Consider the following 23,653-nt stretch of genomic DNA (forward strand, 5'->3'; position numbering starts at 1 on the left):
CGTCGGTCAGCGACTGGTGCGCTGCTTCAGCACCTTGGCCTGTACCTTGCGGCGCACCTTCTGCACCTTCGGGTCCTTCCAGACCCGGTAGGCGACCGTGCCGGCGGCTACCGCCCGCCCGATCGCGGTGCGCGCGAGCACCGCTCCCGCAAGTCCGACCGCTCCCGTTCCGATCCATCGTCCGACACCCATGGCGCCTCCTCGTTCTCGCGTCGTGAGGTCTCCACTCAACGCGAGGGGATGCCGGATGCCAGGGCGGTTGCGCATCCGGCGCCGATGTGGGTGAAGGAGAACTCAGACGGTCGCGCCGACGAGCTCCTCGCGCAGCAGGCGCGCTCCCGCCGACAGGGCGCTCAGCTTGTCGAAGGCGACCTGGCGCGGAAGGGGCGCCATGCCGCAATTCGAACTCGCGATGAGCTTGTCGGCATCCACGTACTCCAGTGCCCGCCGCAGCGTCTCGGCGACCTCTTCGGGCGTCTCGACGCGCTCGCTGGCCACGTCGAGGGCACCGAGCATGACCTTCTTGCCGCGGATCAGCTCGATGAGCTCGACAGGAACGTTCGAGTGGTGGCTCTCCAGCGACACGACGTCGATGCGGGAGCGCTGCAGCAGCGGGAACGACTCCTCGTACTGGCGCCACTCCGAACCGAGGGTGGCCTTCCAGTCGTTGTTCGCCTTGATGCCGTAGCCATAGCAGATGTGCACCACGGTCTCGGCTTTCAGGCCCTCGGCGGCCCGCTCGAGAGCGGCGACGCCCCAGTCCTTCATCTCATCGAAGAAGACGTTGAACGCGGGCTCGTCGAACTGGATGACGTCGACACCGGCCGCTTCCAGCTCGCGCGCCTCCTGGTTGAGGATCGTCGCGAACTCCCACGCCAGCTTCTCGCGGCTGCCGTAGTAGCGATCGGACAGAGTGTCGATCATCGTCATCGGACCGGGCAGTGCCCACTTGATCGGCCGGTCGGTCTGCCGGCGGAGGAACGCGGCGTCGTCGACGAAGACGGGGGCTCGCCGGCTGACCGCGCCGACCACGGTGGGAACGCTCGCGTCGTAGCGGTTGCGGATGCGTACGGTCTCGCGGTTCTCGAAGTCGACCCCGTCGAGATGCTCGATGAAGGTCGTGACGAAGTGCTGGCGGGTCTGTTCGCCGTCGCTGACGATGTCGAGACCGCGTCGCTCCTGCTCCTGCACGGCGGAGCGCAAGGCATCGTGCTTGCCCTCGACCAGCGTGTCGCCGTCGAGCTCCCAGGGCGACCAGAGCACCTCGGGCTTCGCGAGCCAGGCGGGCTTGGGAAGGCTGCCGACGATGGCGGTGGGAACGAGCGTGGGCACGGTGGCGGATCCTTCGGTGGTCATCGGACGGGCGCCGCGTAGTCGGCGGCCCATTGGTCGAGGATGCGCCGGTGGGGTTTCACGAAGTGCTCCTCGGCGTAGCGGCCCTGGACGACGGCGAGTTGGCTGCGTTCCTCGCGGTCGTAGTCGATGTCGGTGCGCACGAAGTCCGGCTCGTCGAGCGTGGGGCGATACACCGCACCCGCCGCGCTGACGGCGTTGTAGACCTCGGGCCGGTAGATCTTCTGGAAGGTCTCCATGGTGGAGATCAAGCCGATCAGCTGCAGGTCCGAGTAGTCGGTCGTGAGGTCGCCACGGAAATAGAAGGCGAGGGGCGCGACGCTGCCGCGGGGCATGAAGTAGCGCACCTGCAGGCCCATCTTGCCGAAGTACTCGTCGGTCAGCGAGAAGGCGTCCTGTTCGTACTCGACGCCGAGCACGGGGTGGACCGTGCCGGTACGACGGTACGTGCGGCTCGTCGAGACGCTGATGCAGATGACCGGCGACTGCGGGAAGCGCTCGCGGTAGGCGTCGGAGGCGAGGAAGTGCTGGAAGAGCTTGCCGTGCAGGTCGCCGAAGTCGTCGGGCACGGTGAAACCGGTCGCCCCCGCGTTGGCGGCGGGAAGCACGACGCTGAAGTCGTAGTCGCGCAGGTACGACGAGAAGTTGTTGCCGACGATGCCCTGGTGCCGCTCTCCCGTGAGCGTGTCGACGATGTGCACATCGAGCACCTCGATGACGGGGAACTGCTCGTCGTCGGCACCGTCACCGAAACGCAGCTGCACCGACACGATGTCGAGCTCTATCCGGTAGCGGTCGCCGCGCGGGTTGTCGGTGGCCGCGAGATCGTTGAAACGGCGATCGATCATCGACAGGGCGTTGCGCAGGTTCTGCTGACGCCCCTCGCCGCGGGCGAGGTTGGCGAAGTTGGTCGTCACGCGCGAGTTCTCGGCCGGGGCGTAGTCCTCGTCGAAACGGGTCGTGGTGATGCTGAACGTGATGTCGTTCGCCATGGGATGCCAATCGGAGACGGGCGGGGCCGGGTCGGTCGCGCGGGAGTCGGTGTCTTCATGGTGCGCCGGGACATCGGTCATCGGGTAATTCGGTCGTTCTATGACGTCATATAGCCTGGCGCTATGCCTCGGCCGTCGAGTGGGATCACGCTCCAGCAGCTGCAGTACTTCATCGAAGTGGCGGCGGAGGGGTCGATCTCCGCGGCGGCGGATCTGCTGTACGTCGCGCAGCCGACGTTGTCGGCCGCGATGAAGGACCTCGAGGGCCGCGTGGGGCGATCGCTGCTGAACCGTTCGGCCCGCGGGGTCACGCTCACCATCGACGGCGTGGAGTTCCTCGGCTACGCGCGGCAGGTGGTCGAGCAGGCCGAGCTGCTCGAGCAGCGCTATCTCGGACGGCCGCCGTCACGACGCTTGCTCGGCGTCTCCGCCCAGCACTATTCGTTCGTGGTCGACGCGTTCGTGCGCATGGTGAAGGCGACGGATGCCGCCGAGTACGAGTTCTCGCTGCGGGAGACGCGCACGTTCGACATCATCGAAGACGTCCGCACACTCCGCAGCGAAGTCGGCATCCTGTTCCGCAACGACTTCAACCGCAACGTGCTCGAAAAGCTGCTGCGGGACTCGGGGCTCGCCTTTCACCCCCTCTTCGTCGCGGAGCCCCACATCTTCGTCTCGCGTCGTAACCCGCTGGCATCCCGTTCCCGGGCGACGCTCGACGACCTCGTCGACCTCCCCCGCCTCACGTTCGACCAGGGAGCGAACAACTCGTTCTACTTCGCGGAGGAGATCCTCTCGACCCTGTCGAGTGCGCAGGAGATCCGCGTGTCCGACCGTGCGACCATCTTCAACCTCATGATCGGTCTGGGCGGCTACACGATCTCCACCGGCATCATCAGCGACGACCTCGACCCCGAGATCGTCGCCGTGCCCCTCGACGTCGACGAGCGCATCGAGATCGGCTGGATCGGCCGAACCGCCATCCCCCTCACCGAACAGGCACAGCGGTATCTCGCCGAGGTGCGCGAGGTGGTGGCGGAGTTCGGGGTGGAGGTGCTGGGGGAGGGATCCGGCGGAGTTCATCGCTCCTGACCTCGCCGGGGTCGTCTTGTGAAATTCATCACGCCAGAGCGAATATCGTCTGATCGGATGATTTCGATGGGTCGTATGAATTCACTCCTGAAGGCGAGAGATGTCGACATCCTCCACCTTTAGTTGATCTTTTTGGAGATCTCTTGCCTCAGGAGTGGAGGCCCAAATTCCCGTGGCTTGCCGCTCTTCCACGAGCGCGACGCCCAGGCCCGCCACCCCCCAATTCACGAGATGATACGAACGGGCGGGCGTGTTCGACCCTTGACTGACGATGACCCCACCGACGGAGGGAACGGTCACGCTCGCACCGTCAGGGAGGGCGAGAGTCGAGCCCGCCAGGTCGCATTCGGGAGCGCCAGCGCCGTCGAGAGAGGCCACCGACATGCTCCTCGCCTCGCATCTGTCGAACCTGTCCGGGACCGGCGGCACCGTGACACCCTGGGGCGATGAACAGCTCGTCAAAAGCACTGTGAATGCGATAATGGCGGCGCCGGCTATCTTTTTCGCCGAGTGATGCATTATCACACCCTATGTGATTATCGCCGGCCTGTCACGGGTGAGCTTTCGATATCACGCGAGGTGATGTAATTCAAGGGTGACATGAAGCGAAGTGCCTGCGAGGCTGATTTGTGTGAAACTGATATCGAAAAGTAAACCATCCCGAATTCTTTCTTCCGGACTCGCATGCATCGGAATCTGGGGTCTCGTCATCGCTGCCGCGCCGGCACACGCGATGACGAAGGCGTCGGGCGAGAGGGGCAGCGCCGCTCCGGCCGTCGAGCTCGACGCGCCGGTCGAGGAGTTCTCCGACGTCGTCGACGCCCGAGGCGAACGGCTTCGGGTTGTTTCCGAGGAAGGTCGAGGGTCGGCCGACCGTTCGGCCGTTGCGCTCACCGAAGACGACGAAGCCGTCCTCTTGAAGAGCTTGCACGGGGACAAGGACCCGTCTTCTCTCCAGTCGCCGTCGCAGCTGCAGGAAGCGAGGGAGCCCGGTCTCGACGGGTGGGTGGAGGGTGAGAACTACTTCGTCGATGGGCGTGCCCAGACCTCGACGCAAGAGCTCGCCTTCGACGACATCGCGGCGTTGGACGAGTCTTCCTTGGACGTGCTCGTGTCGACGGCGACAGGAAGCAGCAGCTTCTCTGCAGCGTGGGCCGCGGACGGTGCGACCTCCTACGAGATCTACCGTGACGGGCAGTTCGTCACGAAGACGGACCGTCACTCCTTCGCCGACGCCGGGCTCGAATCCGACCGGGATTACGTATACGTCGCTCGCGCGGCCGACGGATCCACGGCAGGGACCGAGACGATCTTCCAGGCGCACACGCTTCCCTCGGACGCGAGTCGGATCGCGCAGTCGTCGCGTTCGCCCGTGCAGACGCTGGCCGTCCCGCGCGAAGCCTCATGGTTCGTCTACAACACCTTCATTCAGCAGGACAAGGTCGCGTGGGACATCTACAAGGCTGTGGGCGGCCAATGCGCGGGTGTTCCGGGGGATCAGTACGGTGGCGACAACCGCTCGTTCCGCACCCCGCTCGTCGGCGAGGACCCCTGGGCCAGCGGCTCGTTGCGCACGGGTGCGCGCGTGAAGATCGACTTCGGATCAGCCGCTGTCATCGAACAGAAGAACGTCGGGACGACGTATCTGTACAACAGCTCGGGTGGTGTGAAGGAGACGCGCACCGCTTCCACGGCGGGCATCACGTTCAGCGAGCGATCCGTGGGGGCCACCCTCTACAAGGTGCGGATCCAGCAGCAGGTGGGAAACCCCTTCTGCCAGTACGGTGCCATCCGCGCGAACGTCTACGTGAACATCTGGAAGAGCGGGACCATGCAGATCAACGGGTCCCGCCACCCCGTTCCCGCGCACGAGGCCTATGGGCTCTTCACGAACTCGAGCGGAGGGCAGTACTGGCTGCGCATGTACGAGGGTGCCCAGGGCGACTTCCACTGCGTGTCGGGAACGTGCCCGGAGCAGGTGATCGGGAGGACCCACACCCCGTCCTGATCACCGGACCGCTCGGGCGGGGGTGAGTCCAGAAGTCGTTCTGGAGGCTTCGGCACCCCGCGGTGCCCTTCGAGGTGCGCGAGGTGCGCGCGCAACCTCTCAGCGAAGGGCACGCCGCCGAACGGCGGCCATCGTGGCAGCCCCGGCGCCGAGCACCACGGCGAGGATGCCGATCAGCCCGCCCACGGCGAGACCATCAGTGTCCTGACCCGTCTTCGCGAGCCGCCCCGCGCTGGCGGCCGACGACGGAGTCGGGGCAGATGTCGGTGTCGTCGTGGGGGTGGGGCTGAGAGTGGGTGTCGGCGTCGGGGTGGGTGTCGGGGTGGGCGTCGGTGTCGGCGCGGGCTGATCGATCGCGGCGCGCATCACGGCCGCCCACTTCCACGGCGCCTCGGGGCCACCGGGGAGCGAATTGAAGTACTCCCAGCCCGCCACTCCGCCGAAGGTGGGGGAGTCGACCTTGATCTGCTGGATTTCCGCTGTCAGCTCCTCGAGCGGGATCCACCCGCTGCCGCAGTTTTTCGGGTTGGTGAGTGCCGCCATCACGATCTTGCTCGCGGGGATGCCGGCACCCTCGGTGTCCTGGTACTCGACGATCCTGCGGTACTCGGCCGCCGTCGGCTCTCCCCACCCGCAGTAGAACTGCGTGTTGAACCAGTCGATCGATTGCCCGGAGCTCGCGTAGAGGTCGTCGTAGTCGAAGCCGGAGAGGTTCCCTTCGCCGACGAGCGCGTCGGTGACGGGCGACAGGGTGATGAGGAACGACGGGCCGAAGTCGGCGTCGAGGTCGGCGATCACTCTTTCGACGACGGAGATGTCGGTCTCGGTCTCCACATCGAGGTCGATGCCGTCGAGCGAATACCTTGTGACGAAGTCGTGAAGTCGTTGGTACTGCACGTCGTAGTCGTCTGTCAGGCTCTCCCAGGTCGCGTTCTGCGCGCCGCCGATCATGCCGACGACCGGCACACCCGCGGCTTGGATCTCGGCCAGCTCTTCCCACATGCGGTCGAACGACGGATCATCCGGCAGGAGGTCGTTCAGCTTGAGCTCGTCGCGGTTCATGTGCACGGCGGCGAGATTGACGACGTCGACGCCGGTGTTCTCGGTGACGAGCGGCAGCGGTGAGATGAAGGGGCCCGTCGAGCCGTCGACGAACTGCTTCTGGTAGTACACGATCACCCGGCCGCTGTCGCGCACGACGCGGTGGAAGCTGTCCAGCAGGGCGTAGGCGTCGATGCGGCCTGCGCCGGTGACGTTCTCGTCGGCGAACCCGAATTGCGCGTAGGGGTTCTGCACGGGTGCTGCGGTCTCGAGCGCTGCGCGCGTGAGGGCCTCGGCTCCGGCTTTCGGAGCGTATTGTGCGGCGAGTGCGAGTACGCCCGCGGCGTTCGGCGCGGCCGCGGAGGTGCCTTCGAAGCGGTAGACCTTCTCGCCGTCCTCGACGGATTGCCAGCCGAAGAACGAGGTGCGGACGTCGTCGACCCCGACGAGGTTGGGGGCGTTCACCGTCACGGGTGCAGCAAGCGCCGCCGACGGCTTGCCCGACGTCACATCGACCGGTTCGAATCGCAGCGTGCCCGGCCCGATGGACTGGGTCTCGCGGACGACATCGGGCGCCGACAGGTCCACCGTGCCCACCGATAGAGCGGTGCCGTCGGACTGATGCCCGTAGGTGCTGGGGCCCACCACGTCTGCACCGGAACTGCGGTCGTACTCCTGAGACAGGATGACGCGGGTGTTCGATGTCTGCCCGATCCACATGGCGGGAAGCGAGCCATCGTCGGCGGCCGACGTTCGCATCACGACGAGTTCGTAGGAGCGGTCCTCGACGGGCTTGTCGATCGAGAGGGTGACGATCGGCTCGTCGTCGCTCACGCGGATCGCCTCACCGATGGGAGTGCGAGTGCCGGCATCCACCGAATACAGCTGGAGCTCGAAATCGGACGAGACGCCATAGACGGGCTCGGCCCACTGCAGAATGAACGTCGGCGCCGCGCCCTCGTCGGTGTCGATGGTGTTGGTCGGGTCCTCACCCGTACCCGGGTCGAAGTCGAGGCAGTCCAGGACCTTCCCCTCGGCGCTGTGTACCCACTCGGGGCACGCCATGGGACGGTAGGCGGCCGTCTGCCACCCGCCGATGGGGCGACCGGCGCTCGGCCAGCCTTCGTCTCCCACGACGGTCTCGTTGCCCGCGGAGGTGAGATAGAGGACGCCCTCGGCCTTCACTTCTTCGATCGTCTGCGACAGCTCGCTGCGTTGGAAAGCGAGTTCCCCGGCCGGTGACACGTCGTCGACGATGATCGTGGCGCCGGCGTCGGCGAGCATTCGCACGGCCTCGGCGGCAGTCGCGACCTCGCCGCCGTCGGCGGCGAACAGAATCCGAGCGCCCGGGGCGACGCCATGCACGAGCTGGGCCATCGCGCGGCCCTCGTCTGCGCCGGATACGCCCTCGCGCAGCACGTCGACGGGGGTGGTGTAGCCGCAGGGGTTACCGGGGCCGGGCAACACCCCGGCACGCACGTCGTCTTCCGGGGTCGTGATCGTGGTCGCCCGCGCCCAGGAGTCGGAGACGATGCCGACGGTCACACCGCTGCCGTCGACACCGAAGGTCTCGCGAGCCAGTCCGGAGCGGAGGGGTCCGTCGGCCTCGACCGGGATGCTGCGACAGCCCTGTGTCGCTTCGGCGGTGCGGGCGATCGCGGTCGAGGTCGAGGCCCCTGCGGCGGCGGCTGCGGTGCCGGGTGCGAGCACGGCGGCGCACAGCACAGCAGACACGATGAACGGTAGGACGGCCCGGTGGTTCCCCATGGCTGCATCATGGCGGATACCGGGGCCGGTCCCCGTCGCGTTAGGCGAAACCACCTAGTCGACGGCGATCCCGCGACGATCAGTCGAGAGGCAGGCGCGCCCGCAGGGTGCTGCCGCGCTCGCCGATCCCGCCGGGATTCACGACCAGCGCGCCCCCGCGCAGGAGTGCTTGCCGGGACAGACGGGCGAGCCCGGAGTGCACGGCAGTGGCCTCGATCCCCACACCATCGTCGGCGACGGTTACCTCGACCCACCGTTGCTCCGCCTCGTGAATCCCGATCCGGATGCGGGAGATGGCGCCGTGCTTCACGGCGTTGGTGACGCCTTCTTCTGCGATGTGTACCAGCAGCAGCGCGAGTGCATCGCCGTCCGGCGGCCGCTCATCCGTGGCCCGCGCGTCCAGGGCACGCGCCCCCGCCCGGTAGCCGTCTTCGACGGCGATCGAGGCGGGCAATCGTGCGACCAGGGCGTCGAGCGCCGCCTCGACGCCTCGATCCAGGTCGGCCGGAAACAACCTCGACGTGAGACGGCGCAGCTGTTCGTCGCGGATCACCCGGAGCGACTCGGCGACCGCCGCGAGCTCGGCCGAGTCGACGGGGGAGGCGCCATCCGCGTTCGCGGCCAGGTGATGCACGTGGGCTTCCGCGATGACGAGTGCTCCCTGCACGGTGCCGTGGAGTTCTTGGGCGACCTCGCGTCGGATGCGGATCTCCTCGGCTCGGAGTTCGTCGTGGGCGGCCAGGGCGAGGGCGTGGTTACGTTCTCGCTGGCGTTGCTCCGAACGCTGCCGACGCCACAGGAGGGCGACGGCGAGACCGATCCCGAGCGTGAGGAGTGCCGCGCAGGTGGTCGTCGCGATCTCTGTGACGACGACGGGCACGTCTGTGCACGGGTAGAGGCCGGAAGCCACTTGCGCTATGGCGCGCATCACGGCTGCCGCAAGCGCGATCAGGACGGCGAGTGCGATCCGCAGGACTGGTCGCTGGCGAGCGAGGTCGACCAGTACCGCCATGCCGAGCATCACCGCGACGGTGCCCAGATTGATGAGCCCCCGTGCGACGAGCTCCGCGGCGGGACTCGCCGCGACAGCGCGCATCTGGACGGAGAAGATGCCGAGCGCCATCACCGATTGCGTGGTCGTCGCTACCGCGAAGAACGTTCCCACCACCGCGACGGCCGCCTCGAAGACTCGACGCTCGGCGCGTGCGTCCTCGATCTGCGTGGATGTCGTGTCCGACGGCGGCGCGGGGGGACGCATCATCAGCGCGTGTGATCCAGGAACAGAGAGGCGGCCGTGACGCGCGCGTTCGTCTGCGCCGTCGCCGTGACGCCGAGGGCGAGATAGACGGCGTTGACGTGGTTGTCGACGGATCGCACGGCGATTCCGAGCTCCGCGGCGATGGCGGCGTTCGTGAGGCCCGCGGCCAGCAGCTTCAGTACCTCCAGCTGTCGACCGCTCAGGGCGTCGAGCGGGCTGTCGGGGAGGACGACGCGACGCTCGGCGAGTCCACGATCGATGACGGGGCGCCCTTCCGCCGCGCTCATCAATGCCTGGAGCAGGGATGCCGCCGACAGCGCCGACGTCTTTGAGAGATAGCTCCACGCGCTCCGTTCCGACGAGGGAAGTGCCCGGATGCGATGACTCGCATCGGCTGCCGACAGGAGTACCACGTGCAGCGTCGGTGCTTCCGCCCTCAGTTCTCGAGCGAGATCGATACCGTCGCCGTCCCCGAGGTCGAGGTCCACGAGCACGACGTCGATATCGTGGACGGGAAGCGCCCGACCCTCGCAAGCCGAGGACACCGACGCCCGCACTCTCACTCCCGGAGCGGCATGCAGAAGGCCGGTGAGCATTTGGCGGTAAAGCGGCTGGTCTTCCACCACTGCCACACGAACCCCACTTGCCACATCATTAATCGTAGCCACACGGGGCACTTTTGGACTTGCGTGTCAGCGTTGTATGGCGGCGATATCTTGGGATTCATATTCTCTCGATGGAAACCGAACATCTCTCGCACGAGACCTTTTCTTCAGACGCCGAGAAGATGGGAGAAGTCTGATTGGGCCGGTTTCGGCGCCGCGAGCTGGGCGTCTCGAGAGCGGGAGTTATCGCGAGGCCGTATACACGAATCCGATTTGGGGCGGCGATGCTTCATCGCGCGCCGAAGCGCAGCGGAGGTCGATGCAGCCGCACACCCCGGGCACCTCGGTAGCTGTCTACCGGGTGCGGTGCGCTCAGTCGGGGCCCGTTACCGAAAAGGCGCTCCCGAAGCGTCTGGGCCGACGCCGGACGTTCTCGGATGCGGCCACGCCGGCGGAGCTCGGGAACGACGAGCTCGACGAAATCCCGGGCCGTGTCGAAGGAGTGGTATTGCCGCAGATTGATGCCGTCCACCCCGTCTTCGTCCAGCCAGCGCTCGATCTCGTCAGCCACGACCGTCGGTGTTCCGGCCACGAAGAAGCGCCCCTCGCGCTGCTGCGCGAACCGGTCGAGCGTCGCACCGACCGTCGTCTCGGGATCGATCGGACCCATCGCCTTCGCGGACAGCCCTGCGTCCGCCAGCGCCGCGCGGATGGTCTGCTCCCGGGGCAGGTTGGGCAGATCGAGCGGGGCGCTCGCATGCGCCAGGATGGCATCGAGGCTGCGCCGCTCACGGTATCGCTGCCACTTGTCCGCCGCTTCCTTCTCGGTTCGTCCGGTGATCACACCCGCTTGGACGATGAATCGCAGATCGTCCGCGCCGCGGCCGTTGGCGACGGCCGCGGCGCGCATCGCGCCAGCGTGACGTCGGAAGTCGTCGGCGGTCCGGCCGCCGGTGAAGACCAGCTCGGCGTGCCGACCCGCGAACGCGATCCCGGCCTCAGACTGTGTGGCCTGGTACAGCACGGGCGTGCGTTGCGGCGACGGCTCGACCAGGTGGGGGCCGGCGACGCGGAAATGCTCCCCGGCGTGGTCGATGTAACGCACTTTCGCGGGGTCCGTGTACACGCCCCGGTCTCGGTCGGCGAGAACGGCGTCGTCGTCCCACGATCCTTCCCACAGTTTGTAGACGACCTCGAGGAACTCGTCGGCGATCTCGTAGCGCGTGTCGTGGGGAATCTCCTCGGCCAGTCCGAAGTTGCGGGCGGCGTTGGGGAGATACGAGGTGACGATGTTCCACCCGACGCGTCCGCCGGTGAGGTGGTCGAGCGTTGACATGCGTCGAGCGAACGAGAACGGCGGCTCGTAGCTCGTCGAGAAGGTGACGCCGAATCCCAGATGCGTGGTGGCGGACGCCATCGAAGGGATCACGAGGAGGGGATCGTGGGAGGGGATCTGGAGTCCCTCGCGCACGGCTGTCTCGGGGCCTCCGCGGAAGGTGTCGTAGGCGCCGACCACGTCGGCCAGGAAGACGCCGTCGAAGTCTCCCTCTTCGAGGAGCTGCGCGAGCTCCGTCCAGAAGCCGATCTCACCGAACCGGTGACGGTTGTTCTCCGGCAGCGACCACAGACCGTGGGAGATGTGGCTGACGGTGCTCATCTCGAAGAGATTGAGAATGAGGGGCTTCTTCTCGGAATCCGAGGTCATGACGTGTCCTTCTCGTGCTCATGCCTCGCCGCTGGTCCACCAGGACACGACGGGGGTGCCGTTGACGAGGTGATCGCCGACGCTGCGCGCCTTGTATCGAGCCGGGTTGTGGGAGGCGATCGTGCGGGCGTTGCGCCAGTGGCGGTCCCAGGCGAGGTCGGCGCCCACGGCGGTGGCTCCGCCCACCTCGAACAACTCGGTCGTGGCACGCAGAATCGCGGGGATGATCACCAGTTGCGCCCTCGCCGTGGCGAGGTGCGCTGCGGCGGGGTCGTGGTCGGGGGCGGTAGGCCGACCCCCGTCTGTCTCCCGGAGTGGAGCGGCGACGCGGTCGAGAACCGTTACCGCCGCCGCCAAGGCGGCATCCGCGCAGAACGAAGCCGCCGAGAGATCGCCGATCACCTCCTGGACGAGGGGATCGTCTTTCGGGCGCGCGGCGCTCGCGTGGCTGTAGGAGCGCGTGCGCTCGCCCACGTACCGCGTCGCATCGTCGACGACTGCTCGACCGATGCCGGTCAGGGTCGCGAGAAGGACCAGCTGTACGAACGCGCCGGCGTGACTCGGTTCGGGGGAGCGGGAGACGAGGTCGCTCTCGTTCACACGGACACCCTCGAACACCGTCGAGCCGCTGCCGGTCAGGCGCTGGCCGAATCCATCCCAGTCGTCGATGCGGGTGAGTCCGGGTGCGTTCGTCGAGACGAGGACCCCGACCGTTTCGCCGGGCACTCCCGACCGCGCATCGGGAGCGGCGAGCACCGACACGATGTCGGCGAAGAGTGTGCCGGTGCTGTAGAACTTGCGGCCGTCGAGCCGCAGCCCGCAGTCGTCACGTGTCAGGACGGTGGAGTACGAGCCCACCCGAGCAGAGCCCCGCTCGAAGCTTGCGTTGCCGTGTATGGCTCCCTCGGACAGGCGGCGGAGCAGGGCGCTCGAGAACTCCGACCGCGGTGCGTGAAGCGCGCGGTCGATGACGGAGAAGTGAGAACGGAAGAGCTGTGCGAGATTCGGATCGCGCCGGGCGAGCTCCGCGAGCAGTTCGAACAACGCGAGGTGGTCCGCTCCATCGCCGCCCAGTTCGACGGGCAACGTGACGCGGGTGAAACCGGACGCGCGCAACGTCTCGATCTCGGCGTACGGCAGTCGTCGCTCTTTCTCTCGCGCGATGGCATCGGCACCGACCTCGTCGAAGACGGGAGCGAAGCGCTGGATGAGGTCCGCGGTGTGGCTCATGCGCCCGGCGCCTGCCACGGAGGGAGCGTGCCGTGAAGAGCCCACTGGCCCAGTGCGCGTGTGCGCTGGGCCACCGGGTTGTGGGAGGCGATGGTGCGCACGTTGCGCCAGTGACGATCGAGCGCGGGTCCCGCCCCGACGGCCGAGGCCCCTCCCACCTCGAACAGCCGCGTCGCGGCATCCAGCACGAGCCGCGGAACGATCTCCTGCAGTCGATAGACCTCGAACTGGATCTCGCGCAGCCGAGCGACGGCTTCGTGTCCGTCGAGAGCCGCGCCGAGCTCTGCTGCCGTCGACAGGACGAGTCGGCGCGCCGCGGAGGCGACGGCCCCGACTTCGCCCACGACGATCTGCACGAGCGGATCGTCCGCGGGGACGGATTCTCCCGCGAAGCCGTACGTCCGACGGCGCGGGAGCACGTACGCCACCGTATCCTCGAGCGCTCGCTGGGCGATGCCCGCGATGACCGCCAGGAGAGACAGCTGGAACACGCTTGCGAGCGCGGGCCCACGCCGTTCGTCGTCGGTTGCGGCGACGATGTCGGCGGGGTCCACCGGCACGCGGTCGAACGTCGTCGTTCCGCTCCCGGTGAGGGTTTGCCCGAAGCCGTCCCAGTCATCGACGCTGCGCACGCCGGGGTGACGGGCCGACACGGTGAGCGCGACCCGCTCATCACCGTCGAGGGCGGCGAGATGGATCCAATCGGCGTAGATGCTGCCCGTCGTGTAGAACTTCCTCCCACTCAGCAGAACCTTGTCGCCGTCTCGTTCGATGCGCGACTCCAGGCGAGCCGTCGTCTGACGTTCCGACTGCGCGTTGCCGATGAGATCCCCTCGACCAACCCGCCTCCACCAGTCTTCGGACGCGTCGGCCCCTTGCATCCGCAGGTCTTCGACGAAGGCGAGGTGTCCACGCCACACATGCGCCAGGCTCGCGTCGGCGGCAGCCAGGCGGATCAGACGGTCGAAGACCGCATCGAGAGGCATGTCGACACCTCCCCGTGAGGCAGGGACGCGCAGCGCGCCGAACGACAGGTCGTGCAGGTGTGCGATCTCGTCGTGCAGCAGCCGACGGTCGCGTTCTCGTTCGACGGCACCGTCTGCGGCTTCCCGGAGGAAGGCGTCGAACGCGACGTCGTCGAAGAGGCGCGAGGGGTGCGTGGCGGTGGGGGAGGCAGCACTCAATGCAGCACCCGTCGCGCGATGCGGTTACCGATGAACTGAGCGAGCTGAACCAGCACGATGAGGGTGATCACGACCAGCAGAACCGTGATCCAATCGAACCGCGCGTAGCCGAACTTCAGGGCGAGATCGCCCAGACCCCCGCCGCCCACGACACCCGCGACGGCGGTGGCGTCCACCAGCGCGACCAGGATGTAGGTCAAGCCGAGCGTCAACGGGCCGAGCGCCTCCGGGATCACGATCGTGAACAGCACCCTGGCCGGACTGGCGCCCATCGCTGCCCCCGCTTCGATGGCCCCGGGATCGACGGACACGAGATTCGACTCGGCGACCCGTGCGATCGCCACGCTCGCCACGAGAACCAGCGGCAGCGTCGCCGGGAGGGGGCCGATTCCCGTACCGAAGACGAACCGTGTCAGGGGAATGAGCGAGATCGCGACGATGAGGAACGGAATGGGGCGGATGATGTTGATCGCACCGTTCAGGACGGCGAACACCACGCGATTCTCCAGCAGATTGCCGGGGCGGCTGGCATAGAGCAGGAGCCCGAGGAGAACCCCGAGCACGGAGGCGGCGAGGAACGCGACCGAGACCATCAGCCCCGTCTCTGCCAATGCCGTGAGGAAGCGGGGGAGGAAAGCGTCGAAGCTGAATTCACGCATGGATTGCCTCCGGGGTGGGGGCGGACGGGATTTCGGTGACGGAGGTGATCGCCTTCAGATCGGCGACCGCGGCGGCCACGTCGGCGTCAGCGCCGACGAGTTCGACGGTGAGAGTTCCGAACGCGCGGCCTTGGAGCTCGTCGACGCCGCCGAAGACGACATTCACGTCGACATTGCGGACCCGCGAGATGCGCGAGAGGAAGGCGTCGCCGTGCTCGGTCACACGAACGTGCAGCAGGCGGCCCGGGTGCAGGGCCCGGATGCGTTCGAGGACCTCCGGCGTCGGGAGGTGTCGAAGCACCGAGGCCACGAAGCGCTGCGAAGTGGGGTTCTGCGGCGCGGAGAAGACGTCGTACACGCTGCCGGTCTCGACCACGCGCCCGCTGTCCATCACGGCGACGCGGTGGGCGATCTCGCGCACGACGTCGATCTCGTGCGTGACGAGAGCGATGGTGACCCCGCGTTCGCGATTGGTCCGGCGCAGCAATTCGAGGACTTCCCCGGTGGTCTCGGGATCGAGTGCACTCGTCGCCTCGTCGGAGATCAGGATGCCGGGATCTGTCGCCAGTGCGCGAGCGATCCCCACTCGCTGCTTCTGACCGCCCGAGAGTTGCGACGGATAGGCGAGTGCCTTGTCCGCGAGTCCGACGAAGTCCAGCAGCTCTTCGACACGGTCGAGGATGCGGTCCTGCGACCAGCCGGCAAGGCGCATCGGGTAGGCGATGTTCTTGTACACGTTCCGTGAGCGCAGCAGGTTGAACTGCTGGAAGATCATCCCGATCCCTTGGCGAGCGGCGTACAGATCCCGGCCCGTGAGGTCGGAGATCACTTTGCCGTCCACGACGACGCGGCCCGAGGTGGGGCGTTCCAAGGCGTTGACGGTTCGCAGCAGCGTGGACTTGCCCGCACCCGAGTACCCGACGATCCCGAAGATCTCCCCGCTTTCGATGGCGAGATCCACTCCGTGGAGAGCTTCGACTCGACGCCCTTCGATATCGAACGACTTCGATACGTTCTCGAAGACGATGGCAGCACTCATGCGTTCCCTCTTTCAGCACGGTGGGGCCGGGACTCATCCCGGCCCCACCGTGGCCGTGGTCACTTCTTCGACGCGGACTTCTGCAACTCGGCGAGCTTGTCGCGGAGCGTGTTCACGTCCACGTCGACCAGCACGCTGTTACCGAACTGCTCCTTCTCCAACGCGTCCGCGACACGAGGGTCGGCGTAAGCCTCTTTGAGGGTCGCCCACGCGGGGTCGTCGGCGTTGTCCGCCCGCGTGGCGACCACGTTGACGTACGGCAGGTTCTTCTCGTCGAGGGAGTCGTCGAGAAAGAGCGCGTCATCCTTCGACACGTTCTGTGCGGGGTCGAAGTAGGACGTGCCGACGACGACGGCCGAGAGGCTGGGGTCATTGAACTGCAGCGGGATGTCACGGGCCGGAAGCGCCACGAACTGCAGGTTCTTGGGGTTGGACGTGACGTTCTCGACCGTGGGGAAATCCCCCGCGTCGGCGGCGAGCTCGATCAACCCGGCCGAGGCGAGGATGTTGAGCGCACGGCCCCCGTTCGACGGGTCGTCCGGGATCGCGACGCGGCCGCCCGAGGGAATCTCGGACACGTTCTTCAGCGTGGACGAGAAGATGCCCCACTGCGTGATGACCGTTGAGAACACCGGCGTCAGATCCGCGTTGTTCTGCGCGTTGAAGGCGCTCAGGTAGAGAATGTGCTGGAAGGCATTGGCGTCCACCGACCCGGCGACGAGTTCCGTGTTCGGCAGCACCCAGTCGTCGACGTTCACCCACGTGACGTCCAAGCCCTTCTCCGAGGCGACGGCTGCGATGGCATCCTGGAATTGGCTGTCTTCGGCCGTGGCGATCTTGACGCTACGACGCTCACCGGCTGCCGGGGTGCCGGCAGCGCTGGAGGCGGTTCCGCCGAGGTTGGAGACGATCGCGACCACCCCGACGATCAGGGCGACGGCGACCACGGCGGACGTGGTCAGGATGATGGTGCGGCGCTTCTTGCTGCCGGCTGCGACGGCGCTGCGCAGGTCGCTCGGTCCGGAAGAAGGCGGGTTCTGGTCGGACACAGTTGTTCCTCTCGTGGTTCGGGTCCCTGGTGTGGGAGAGCCAGTACACCCCACGGAGGGCGGCCGATTCGACTTCGATGACACGCAAGGAATCGTCGCGAAACAATCGGACACCTCGGGGTGCGGGTCGTGCCGTAGCCGTTGTTCTCGTCAGCCGTGAGGAACCGACGCCGACGTGGGATTCGGCGCTGTCGAGTGGTGACGCGCGATGTCCGCAATGCGATTGCGCCGACTGATCGTGAGGATGCGACACTGCCCGCGTGCACATCAACGATCTGAGCGAACACGTCGAAGCGGTGTCGGCGTTCTATGCCGAGCGTCACGACATCGACCGCACCGGTGACTGGTTCGTCCTCAAGCTCAACGAGGAAGTCGGCGAACTCACGCAGGCGTATCTGGCGCGGGAGGGTCAGGCTCGCGACAAAGGGCGCACCCGGGACGAACTCGAGACCGACTTCCGGTCGGAGCTGGCCGATGTCCTCGCTCAGGTGCTCCTGATCGCACGCCGCTTCGATGTCGACCTCACCGCGGAGGTCGAGAGGAAGTGGCTCGTGTGGAAACCGTCGTGATCCCGGTGGGTCGCATCACGCCCACGGCGACGGCCCGGACGACGAGCCGAGCGATGCCGCCCGGTCAGATGAAGGACGCGGGCAGGTCTCACTCCGCCGTGTAGGACGCCGCGCTCGCCGCGGAGCGAGGGCCCCCGCGATCGTCGGCATCATCGTCGGAGCCGGGCTCGATCGACGAGGATCGGGCCGGAACGGCCCCGGACTCATCGTCACCCGTCCCGCCCGCTGCCGGGCTCCGCGCGGTTCACGCGGAGCCCGGCGGGCTCTCTCAGCCGAACGAGGCGTCGGGGTAGAGCGCTTCGGCGATCTGGCGCACGACCGAGACGTTTCCGAGGGTGCCCGGGAACATGTCGGAGCTCGAGACCGCGATCAGGCGACCGTTTCGCACCGCCGGCATGTCGGGGAACGTCGCGGTGAGGTACGCGCGTACGGCTTGCTCGTGGGCGGGATCGGTGACCGCGAACACGAGCGCGTCCGGTGCCTGGGCGGCGAGGGACTCGGGGGTGATCTCCGCGGCGAAGAAGTCGGCGAACTGGGGGTCGTCGGGCGTGTAGATCGTGTCGGCGCCCGCGTGACGGAGGATGTCGTACTCGACCCCCGCGCCGATCGCGCTGAGCGTGGTGCCGTCGACGTAGATCTGCGCGACGCGGGGCTTGGTACGGCCCTGGATCGCCGTGTCGACGGAGGCCAGCTGCGCTTTCGCGTCGGCGATCAGCGCCGCAGCTTCGTCGTGCACGTCGAAGATCTCGCCGAGGTTGTTCAGATCGACGAACAGGTCGTCGACCGTGCCGTCCATCCGGCGCGAGAAGCATCCCCCCGTCGCGGTGTACGCCGCGACTCCCGCCTCGGCGAGCTGCTCGATGCTCGCGAAGCCCTGCTCGGCCGTGAACTCGTAGGTCGTGGGGGAGTAGACGAAGTCGGGGTGGACGGCGAGGAGGTCCTCTCGGCTCGGGGGCGTTTCGCCTCCGATGACGGGTACGTCTGCCGCGAGGGGCGCCACGTCTGCCGGGAGCTCCTGCACGGTCGCCTGGGCTTGGCCGACGAGGTGGTCGGCGAGTCCCAGGCGCAGCAGGAGCTCGGTCTGCGAGGGGTGCAGGCCGACCGCGGCGGTGGGGACGTGGGTGATCGTGACCGGTGCGCCGCAGTTCTCGATGACGAGGGCGTCCCCGGTGGGGGTGGCCGCACCTTGGGGCGCGACGGCGGAGCCGCAGGCGGTGAGCGCGAGTGCGCCGAGGCCGCCGGCGATCGCCATCATCAGGCGGGCGGGTCGAAGGGAGTGCTGTGTCATTCGTTTCTCTCTGTCGGGGTATCGGATGGGGAGGGACCGCGAAGCGGACGGGGGTGAAAGGCCATGACGCGCGCGCCCGTGTCGATCTCCGTCGCCACGCGCGCCGTGACGCGGAAGACGCCGCCGACCAGGTCGGGGGTGAGAACGGCATCCGGCTGCCCGACCGCGACGAGGTGACCCTCATCGAGGACCGCGACCTCGTCGCAGAACGCCGCGGCGATGTTGAGGTCGTGGAGGGCGGCGATCACGGTCGTTCCGAGGCCGCTGACGACCCGCATGAGGTCGAGCTGGTGAGCGATGTCGAGATGGTTGGTCGGTTCGTCGAGCACGAGGATCTCGCCGTCCTGTGCCAGGGCGCGCGCGAGCATCACGCGCTGCCGCTGGCCTCCGGAGAGCCGGCGCACGAGGCGGTCCTCCAGATCGAGCACGTCGGCGGTGCGCAGCGCCTCCGTGACGATCCGGCGGTCGTCGTCGGTGTCGCGGCTGAAGGGCGCGTGATGCGGAGCGCGCCCGACCATCACGGTCTCGCGCACCGTCAGGTCGAACTCCGAGGGGGCGTCCTGCAGCATGACCGCGACCCGGCGGGCGAGGGTGCGCGGCGGCAGCGTCGAGACGTCGACGCCGTCGATGCGTACGCGGCCGGCGTGCGGCCGGCGGCCCGTGAACAGGGTGCGCAGCAGGGTCGACTTGCCGCTGCCGTTGGGCCCGAGCAGGCCGAGGATCCGGCCGCGGCCGACCTCCAGCTCGACGTCGTGCAGAACGCGCCGTCCGCCGAGCTCCACGCTCACGGACTCGAAGGACACCGTCATCGGTCGAACCCCGCCCTCTCGCCGCCGCGTCGCATGAGCCACAGGAAGAACGGCGCCCCGACGAACGCGGTGAGGATGCCGAGGGGGATCTCGGTCGGTGTGGCAACGGTCCGCGCGAGGAGATCGGCCACCATGAGGAAGAGCGCACCCCCGAGCACCGCGACCGGGACCATCCGGCGATGGTCCGAGCCCACCAGCAGACGCGCGACGTGCGGGACCACGAGCCCCACGAATCCGATGCCGCCGCTCACCGCGACGATCACCCCCGTGAGCAGGGAGGCGATCACGAGGAGGATTGCGCGCACCCTGGTGGTGCGCACCCCGACCGCGAGAGCGGACTCGTCGCCGGCTAGCAGGGCGTTCATCGATCGCGAGAGTCCGAAAGCGGCGATCAGAGCGATCGCGAGCGCGATCGCGGGGATCGTCAGCGACGACATGGTGGCGGCGGACACGCTGCCGAGGAGGAAGAACATCACGCTGACGACGTTCTGCGCGTCCGTCGTCAACGTCAGGTAGCTCGTGACGGCGCTCAGCAGGGAACCGAGAGCGACCCCCGCGAGGATCATGCGGGTCGGTGACAGCTCTCCGCGCGTCCGCGCCAGGAGCGCGACGAGCACGCAGGACCCGACGGCTCCGGCGAAAGCCGCCCCGCTCATCGTCACGCCGAGGAACGCGGCGCCGCCCGAGACGATCACGAGCACGGCACCCACGCTCGCGCCCGAGGACACCCCGAGGATGTAGGGCTCGGCGAGAGGATTGCGCACCACGGCCTGCATCATCGTGCCCGCAAGGGCCAGCCCCGCCCCGGCGAGTCCCGCGAGCAGCGCCCGCGGCAGACGGAACTGCCACACCGCCTGATCCTGCAGCGGGGTGAGAGAGCCGTCCGTCATCCACGGCATCCCCGGCACCAGGTGCCCGATCACGAGCTTCGCGGCGTCGATCGGCGGCACGGGCACGGGGCCGATCGCGCCGGAGAGCACGACCGTCACCACGAGCAGGACGGCGCTGACCGTCACTGTCACCCCGAGCGGCACGACCCTTCCTCCCTGCCGCGCGGCGCGCGGGACTGTCCGCCAGCGCGCGGTGCGCTGCGTCGTCGCGGTCATCGGATGCCTCCGCTCGTCACGTCGGCGGCGAACTCGAGCACCGTGAGACCCAGTGCGTGCAGGTCGTCGAGCGCGTTGGCTCCGTGCCCCGCCGATGGAGCGGTCCACATCCGCGCGGGCGCGCCCAGTCGCTGCAGGGCGTCGACCGTGCGGCGCGTGTCGATGGCCCGGACGCGGGTGTCGCGGCCCAGGGTGATCCCGAGGAAGGCGGGGAGGCCCTCGGCATCCGTCCGCTCCTCGACCAGAGCGAGCGGGGAGAGACGGCGGAGCCGGTTGCGGGATGCGGCACTGCCGTCGTCGCCGAACTCCGATCGCCAGCCCGCCCCGAGCGGGTGCTCCGCGAGCGAGAGGAGGTCGAGGGGCGCGGCCGTCGTCACGACGCCCGCGCAGAGACCGGGATGCTGGAACGCGCAGCTCGCGGCGACGACTCCCCCCAGCGACGCGCCGACGAGCACGAGGAGATCGGGTCGTGTGATCCCCCGGTCGATGAGGGCACGCGCGATGTCGGCGAGGTCGTCGACCGCCTGCTGCTTACGCGCACCGCTGCCGGCCGCGCGCCACGAACCACCGCGCTCGCCGCCGCCGCGGATCTGGGCTGTCACGTAGGCGCCGCCGTGCGCGACCCAGGCGGGGACGGTGGGCTCGAAGACGGGGAGATGCGGAACCCCGAAGCCCCCGTAGCAGGCGAGGAGGAGCGGCCTCGGCCCGGAACCCTCGGCGGGTGCGGTGAGGTGGGCGGTGAGGGTCTCGCCGTCTCGCGCCGGGACATCGAGGCGGCGCGTCTGGCCCGTCGGCGCCTCGGGCGCGGCATCCGTCTCGGTGACGATCCGCGGCGGCGTGAGCGGGCCCTCGACGGCGAGATACAGGATGCCGTCGTCGATGCGCACCCCGGTGGTCGTCGACTCGCCCACCGCGGCGATGGTCGCCTCCCGTGCGCCCGTGGCGTCGACGCCCGAGACGACGGTCCGACCGTCGCGGACCCCCAGGATGACGATGCGGTCGTCGGCGACGGTGACATCGGTGATCCGCAGCGAGTCGTCGCGACGCGTCCAGCGGGTCGTGCCGGAGCAAGCGAGAGCGTCCACCCCGTCCGCGTGCCAGACGAGCACGCCGTCGGTGAGCGGGAAGGCGCCGTGCAACGCGTTCCATCGCCCGAGCTGTCGTCCCGTGGCGCGATCGAACAGGCTCGTGCCCTGGCCGCGCGTCGTGCGGGCGAGCAGCCCGCGCGTGCCGCCGGGGAACAGGCGGCTGCGATGAGCGGGTTCCAGGGGCGTGGACGTCCACGCGCCGGAGTCGACGTCGAGGGTGACGAGTGCGTCGTCACGACTGGCGACGACCTCGAGGCAGCGCGAGTCGTCGCTCCACAGCACGGTGTCGTAGCGCAGCCGGATCTCCGGATGCAGGCGGAGGGCGCCGGATGCCACGTCGACGATGCCGAGCACGGCGTCCTCGCTCGCGTCCGCGGCCCATTCGATCGCGATGTGCCGGCGGTCGGGGGACGGGCTCATGCGATGGATGTGCCCGTCCGGGGCGATCACGGTGCGGCCGTCGGCATGCCGGAGAGCGGGTCGGGGAGTGCCCGCCGCGCGGTCGAGGACGAATCCGCGAACGGGCAGCCCCGGGCGGGGGTGGCGCTCGTGCGCGGTGAGCGCCTCGTCGAGCGCGTCGCGGAGCGCGGTCATCGGCCCACCGGGTCGGTGAAGCGCCCGGGAGGGGCGGGCCACAACAGGTGCCCGCCCTCGTCGAGGGAGTCGGGCATGTCGATCGTGGTGAGGCCGCCCTCGTCGTCGACGAGATGGATGACGCCGTCGCCGCCCGCTGTCACGGCGATGATGCCGGAGCGGGGATCGATCGCGACCGCTCGCCTGTGCGCGGGGCGCCCGTCGACGCCGTCCCACGGCATGCGGCCCGGGTGCGGCGGTGAGCCGAGCGGGGGGAGGGGAACCACTCGGGCGATGCGCCCCCTCACGCGGTCGATCACGACGAGGGCGTCGCCGTCGGGATGGATCACGGTGGTGGCGGCGATCCCCTGGGCCAGTGCGAAGCGGAAGACGAGGCCGTTCGGCAGCGGCACGGTGCGTGCGGCACCCGAGTGAAGGTCGATCTCGGCGAAGACGTTGGTCCACTCCGTCCAGCGCGACGGGTTCGTCGGGCCGCCGCGGAGCACGCCCGTCGCGTTCCCGGTGTCACTCGCGCGGCGCAGGTAGTAGGCGCGTCCGTCCGCGGGCCAGGGGATCACGCCAAGGGCGTGCGGGGCGCCGTCGTCGATCGCGAACCTCTCCAGACCGCGCCCCGTGGCGACGCCGACGACACCCGTCTCGTGGTCGACCACGTCGCCGTGCCCGTCGTCGGCGAGGTCATCGCACACGCTGCCACGCAGTACGGGCACGTGCGCACCGAGGTCGAGAGCGCTCGCGAGCGGTATCGCCTCGATCGCGCCGGGATCGCGGTGGCGCAGCACGATCGTCGGCCGCCCGGTCGCCCGGTCCGGCGCTATCACGACGCCGGGCTCACCGGTGCGGGTTCGGAACCGCACGGAGGAGTCGCGAGCGAGATCGACGACCGTCACGACATCGTTCCACGCGTCGTCGTTCGCGCCGAGCCCGGGGGTGACGACGACCTGGGATCCGTCCGCCGAGGCGGCGAGGTGCTCGGCGGGGATCGCGATCGGGATGCGACGGATGCCATCCGGACCGCAGACGACGAGAGCACCGCCGCGGTCGTCCGCGAACGCCCAGGAGTCTCGCGCCTCGGGAGGGAGCACGAGGAAACCGGCGTGCTCGGCGAGCAGGGCGTCCGAGGCGACGACATGCCGAGAGTCCCCGTCGAGGGAGAAAACGGTTCCTGCCCGGTGATCGGCGGCGAGAAGAGCAGTCCCTGAGAGCATGACGGCGATGCT

22 protein-coding genes are annotated in these 23,653 nt (G+C 68.5%); 4 read left to right on the forward strand and 18 right to left on the reverse strand.

The window, feature by feature from the left end; all coding sequences use genetic code 11:
- Positions 1-6: 6 nt before the first annotated feature.
- The 3 genes from QE412_RS17375 to QE412_RS17385 all read right to left on the reverse strand — a co-directional run bounded on the left by QE412_RS17375 (position 7) and on the right by QE412_RS17385 (position 2,345).
- On the reverse strand, positions 7-192 hold the full coding sequence (locus QE412_RS17375) for a hypothetical protein (protein WP_307486815.1): 186 nt from the start codon (positions 190-192) through the stop codon (positions 7-9).
- 102 nt (positions 193-294) lie between these two features.
- Positions 295-1,332, reverse strand: a complete 1,038-nt coding sequence (locus QE412_RS17380) for a methionine synthase (RefSeq protein ID WP_307486818.1) — start codon at positions 1,330-1,332, stop codon at positions 295-297.
- 20 nt (positions 1,333-1,352) lie between these two features.
- The gene (locus QE412_RS17385; RefSeq protein WP_307487286.1) at positions 1,353-2,345 is read right to left on the reverse strand and encodes a putative oxygenase MesX; all 993 of its coding nucleotides are present in this window, start codon (positions 2,343-2,345) and stop codon (positions 1,353-1,355) included.
- 123 nt (positions 2,346-2,468) lie between these two features.
- Here QE412_RS17385 and QE412_RS17390 point away from each other — a divergent pair, with 123 nt between their 5' ends.
- Positions 2,469-3,437, forward strand: a complete 969-nt coding sequence (locus QE412_RS17390) for a LysR family transcriptional regulator (protein WP_307486820.1) — start codon at positions 2,469-2,471, stop codon at positions 3,435-3,437.
- Between the two features lie 81 nt (positions 3,438-3,518).
- On the opposite strand, the gene QE412_RS17395 is transcribed toward QE412_RS17390, so the two are convergent.
- Positions 3,519-3,737, reverse strand: a complete 219-nt coding sequence (locus tag QE412_RS17395; protein ID WP_307486822.1) for a hypothetical protein — start codon at positions 3,735-3,737, stop codon at positions 3,519-3,521.
- Between the two features lie 82 nt (positions 3,738-3,819).
- On the opposite strand from QE412_RS17395, the gene QE412_RS17400 reads away from it, so the two are divergent.
- Both QE412_RS17400 and QE412_RS17405 read left to right on the forward strand, forming a co-directional pair.
- Entirely contained in the window at positions 3,820-3,951 is a 132-nt protein-coding gene (locus QE412_RS17400) for a hypothetical protein (protein ID WP_307486824.1), read from the forward strand.
- A 219-nt stretch (positions 3,952-4,170) separates the two neighbouring features.
- On the forward strand, positions 4,171-5,445 hold the full coding sequence (locus tag QE412_RS17405; protein ID WP_307486825.1) for a hypothetical protein: 1,275 nt from the start codon (positions 4,171-4,173) through the stop codon (positions 5,443-5,445).
- A 99-nt stretch (positions 5,446-5,544) separates the two neighbouring features.
- Here QE412_RS17405 and QE412_RS17410 read toward each other — a convergent pair whose 3' ends face one another.
- From QE412_RS17410 to QE412_RS17450, 9 genes are all read right to left on the reverse strand, one after another.
- Positions 5,545-8,253, reverse strand: a complete 2,709-nt coding sequence (locus QE412_RS17410) for a S8 family serine peptidase (protein WP_307486828.1) — start codon at positions 8,251-8,253, stop codon at positions 5,545-5,547.
- Positions 8,254-8,332: 79 nt separating this feature from the next.
- Entirely contained in the window at positions 8,333-9,514 is a 1,182-nt protein-coding gene (locus QE412_RS17415) for a sensor histidine kinase (protein WP_307486830.1), read from the reverse strand.
- Complete coding sequence (locus tag QE412_RS17420; protein ID WP_307486832.1) at positions 9,514-10,188, reverse strand: response regulator; 675 nt, start codon at positions 10,186-10,188, stop codon at positions 9,514-9,516. Before QE412_RS17420 ends, QE412_RS17415 begins: the two co-directional genes overlap by 1 nt.
- Positions 10,189-10,405: 217 nt before the next feature.
- Positions 10,406-11,821: an NtaA/DmoA family FMN-dependent monooxygenase gene (locus QE412_RS17425; protein WP_307486834.1), complete on the reverse strand. Its 1,416-nt coding sequence runs from the start codon at positions 11,819-11,821 to the stop codon at positions 10,406-10,408.
- Between the two features lie 18 nt (positions 11,822-11,839).
- On the reverse strand, positions 11,840-13,051 hold the full coding sequence (locus tag QE412_RS17430; protein WP_307486836.1) for an acyl-CoA dehydrogenase family protein: 1,212 nt from the start codon (positions 13,049-13,051) through the stop codon (positions 11,840-11,842).
- Positions 13,048-14,235 carry an acyl-CoA dehydrogenase family protein gene (locus QE412_RS17435; protein WP_307486837.1) on the reverse strand — a complete coding sequence of 396 codons (1,188 nt, stop codon included), beginning with the start codon at positions 14,233-14,235 and terminating at the stop codon, positions 13,048-13,050. Before QE412_RS17435 ends, QE412_RS17430 begins: the two co-directional genes overlap by 4 nt.
- Positions 14,232-14,894, reverse strand: coding sequence for a methionine ABC transporter permease (locus tag QE412_RS17440; protein ID WP_307486840.1), 663 nt, complete (start codon positions 14,892-14,894; stop codon positions 14,232-14,234). The genes QE412_RS17435 and QE412_RS17440 overlap by 4 nt, the downstream gene beginning before the upstream one ends.
- Entirely contained in the window at positions 14,887-15,933 is a 1,047-nt protein-coding gene (locus tag QE412_RS17445; RefSeq protein WP_307486843.1) for a methionine ABC transporter ATP-binding protein, read from the reverse strand. The genes QE412_RS17440 and QE412_RS17445 overlap by 8 nt, the downstream gene beginning before the upstream one ends.
- Positions 15,934-15,992: 59 nt before the next feature.
- Complete coding sequence (locus QE412_RS17450) at positions 15,993-16,982, reverse strand: MetQ/NlpA family ABC transporter substrate-binding protein (protein ID WP_307486845.1); 990 nt, start codon at positions 16,980-16,982, stop codon at positions 15,993-15,995.
- 260 nt (positions 16,983-17,242) lie between these two features.
- On the opposite strand from QE412_RS17450, the gene QE412_RS17455 reads away from it, so the two are divergent.
- The gene (locus QE412_RS17455; RefSeq protein ID WP_307486848.1) at positions 17,243-17,551 is read left to right on the forward strand and encodes a MazG nucleotide pyrophosphohydrolase domain-containing protein; all 309 of its coding nucleotides are present in this window, start codon (positions 17,243-17,245) and stop codon (positions 17,549-17,551) included.
- Positions 17,552-17,819: 268 nt separating this feature from the next.
- Here the strand turns inward: QE412_RS17455 and QE412_RS17460 are convergent, their stop codons facing one another.
- Genes QE412_RS17460 through QE412_RS17480 form a run of 5 tightly spaced genes read right to left on the reverse strand, consistent with a single transcriptional unit; the run spans position 17,820 to position 23,641 of the window.
- Entirely contained in the window at positions 17,820-18,839 is a 1,020-nt protein-coding gene (locus QE412_RS17460) for an ABC transporter substrate-binding protein (protein ID WP_307486850.1), read from the reverse strand.
- On the reverse strand, positions 18,836-19,648 hold the full coding sequence (locus QE412_RS17465) for an ABC transporter ATP-binding protein (RefSeq protein WP_307486852.1): 813 nt from the start codon (positions 19,646-19,648) through the stop codon (positions 18,836-18,838). The genes QE412_RS17460 and QE412_RS17465 overlap by 4 nt, the downstream gene beginning before the upstream one ends.
- The gene (locus QE412_RS17470; RefSeq protein WP_307486854.1) at positions 19,645-20,754 is read right to left on the reverse strand and encodes a FecCD family ABC transporter permease; all 1,110 of its coding nucleotides are present in this window, start codon (positions 20,752-20,754) and stop codon (positions 19,645-19,647) included. The genes QE412_RS17465 and QE412_RS17470 overlap by 4 nt, the downstream gene beginning before the upstream one ends.
- Positions 20,751-22,436, reverse strand: a complete 1,686-nt coding sequence (locus tag QE412_RS17475; RefSeq protein ID WP_307486856.1) for a prolyl oligopeptidase family serine peptidase — start codon at positions 22,434-22,436, stop codon at positions 20,751-20,753. The genes QE412_RS17470 and QE412_RS17475 overlap by 4 nt, the downstream gene beginning before the upstream one ends.
- Complete coding sequence (locus QE412_RS17480; RefSeq protein WP_307486859.1) at positions 22,433-23,641, reverse strand: hypothetical protein; 1,209 nt, start codon at positions 23,639-23,641, stop codon at positions 22,433-22,435. Before QE412_RS17480 ends, QE412_RS17475 begins: the two co-directional genes overlap by 4 nt.
- Between the last annotated feature and the right edge of the window lie 12 nt (positions 23,642-23,653).

Source organism: Microbacterium trichothecenolyticum, assembly GCF_030818955.1.
Taxonomy (GTDB): Bacteria; Actinomycetota; Actinomycetes; order Actinomycetales; family Microbacteriaceae; genus Microbacterium; species Microbacterium trichothecenolyticum_B.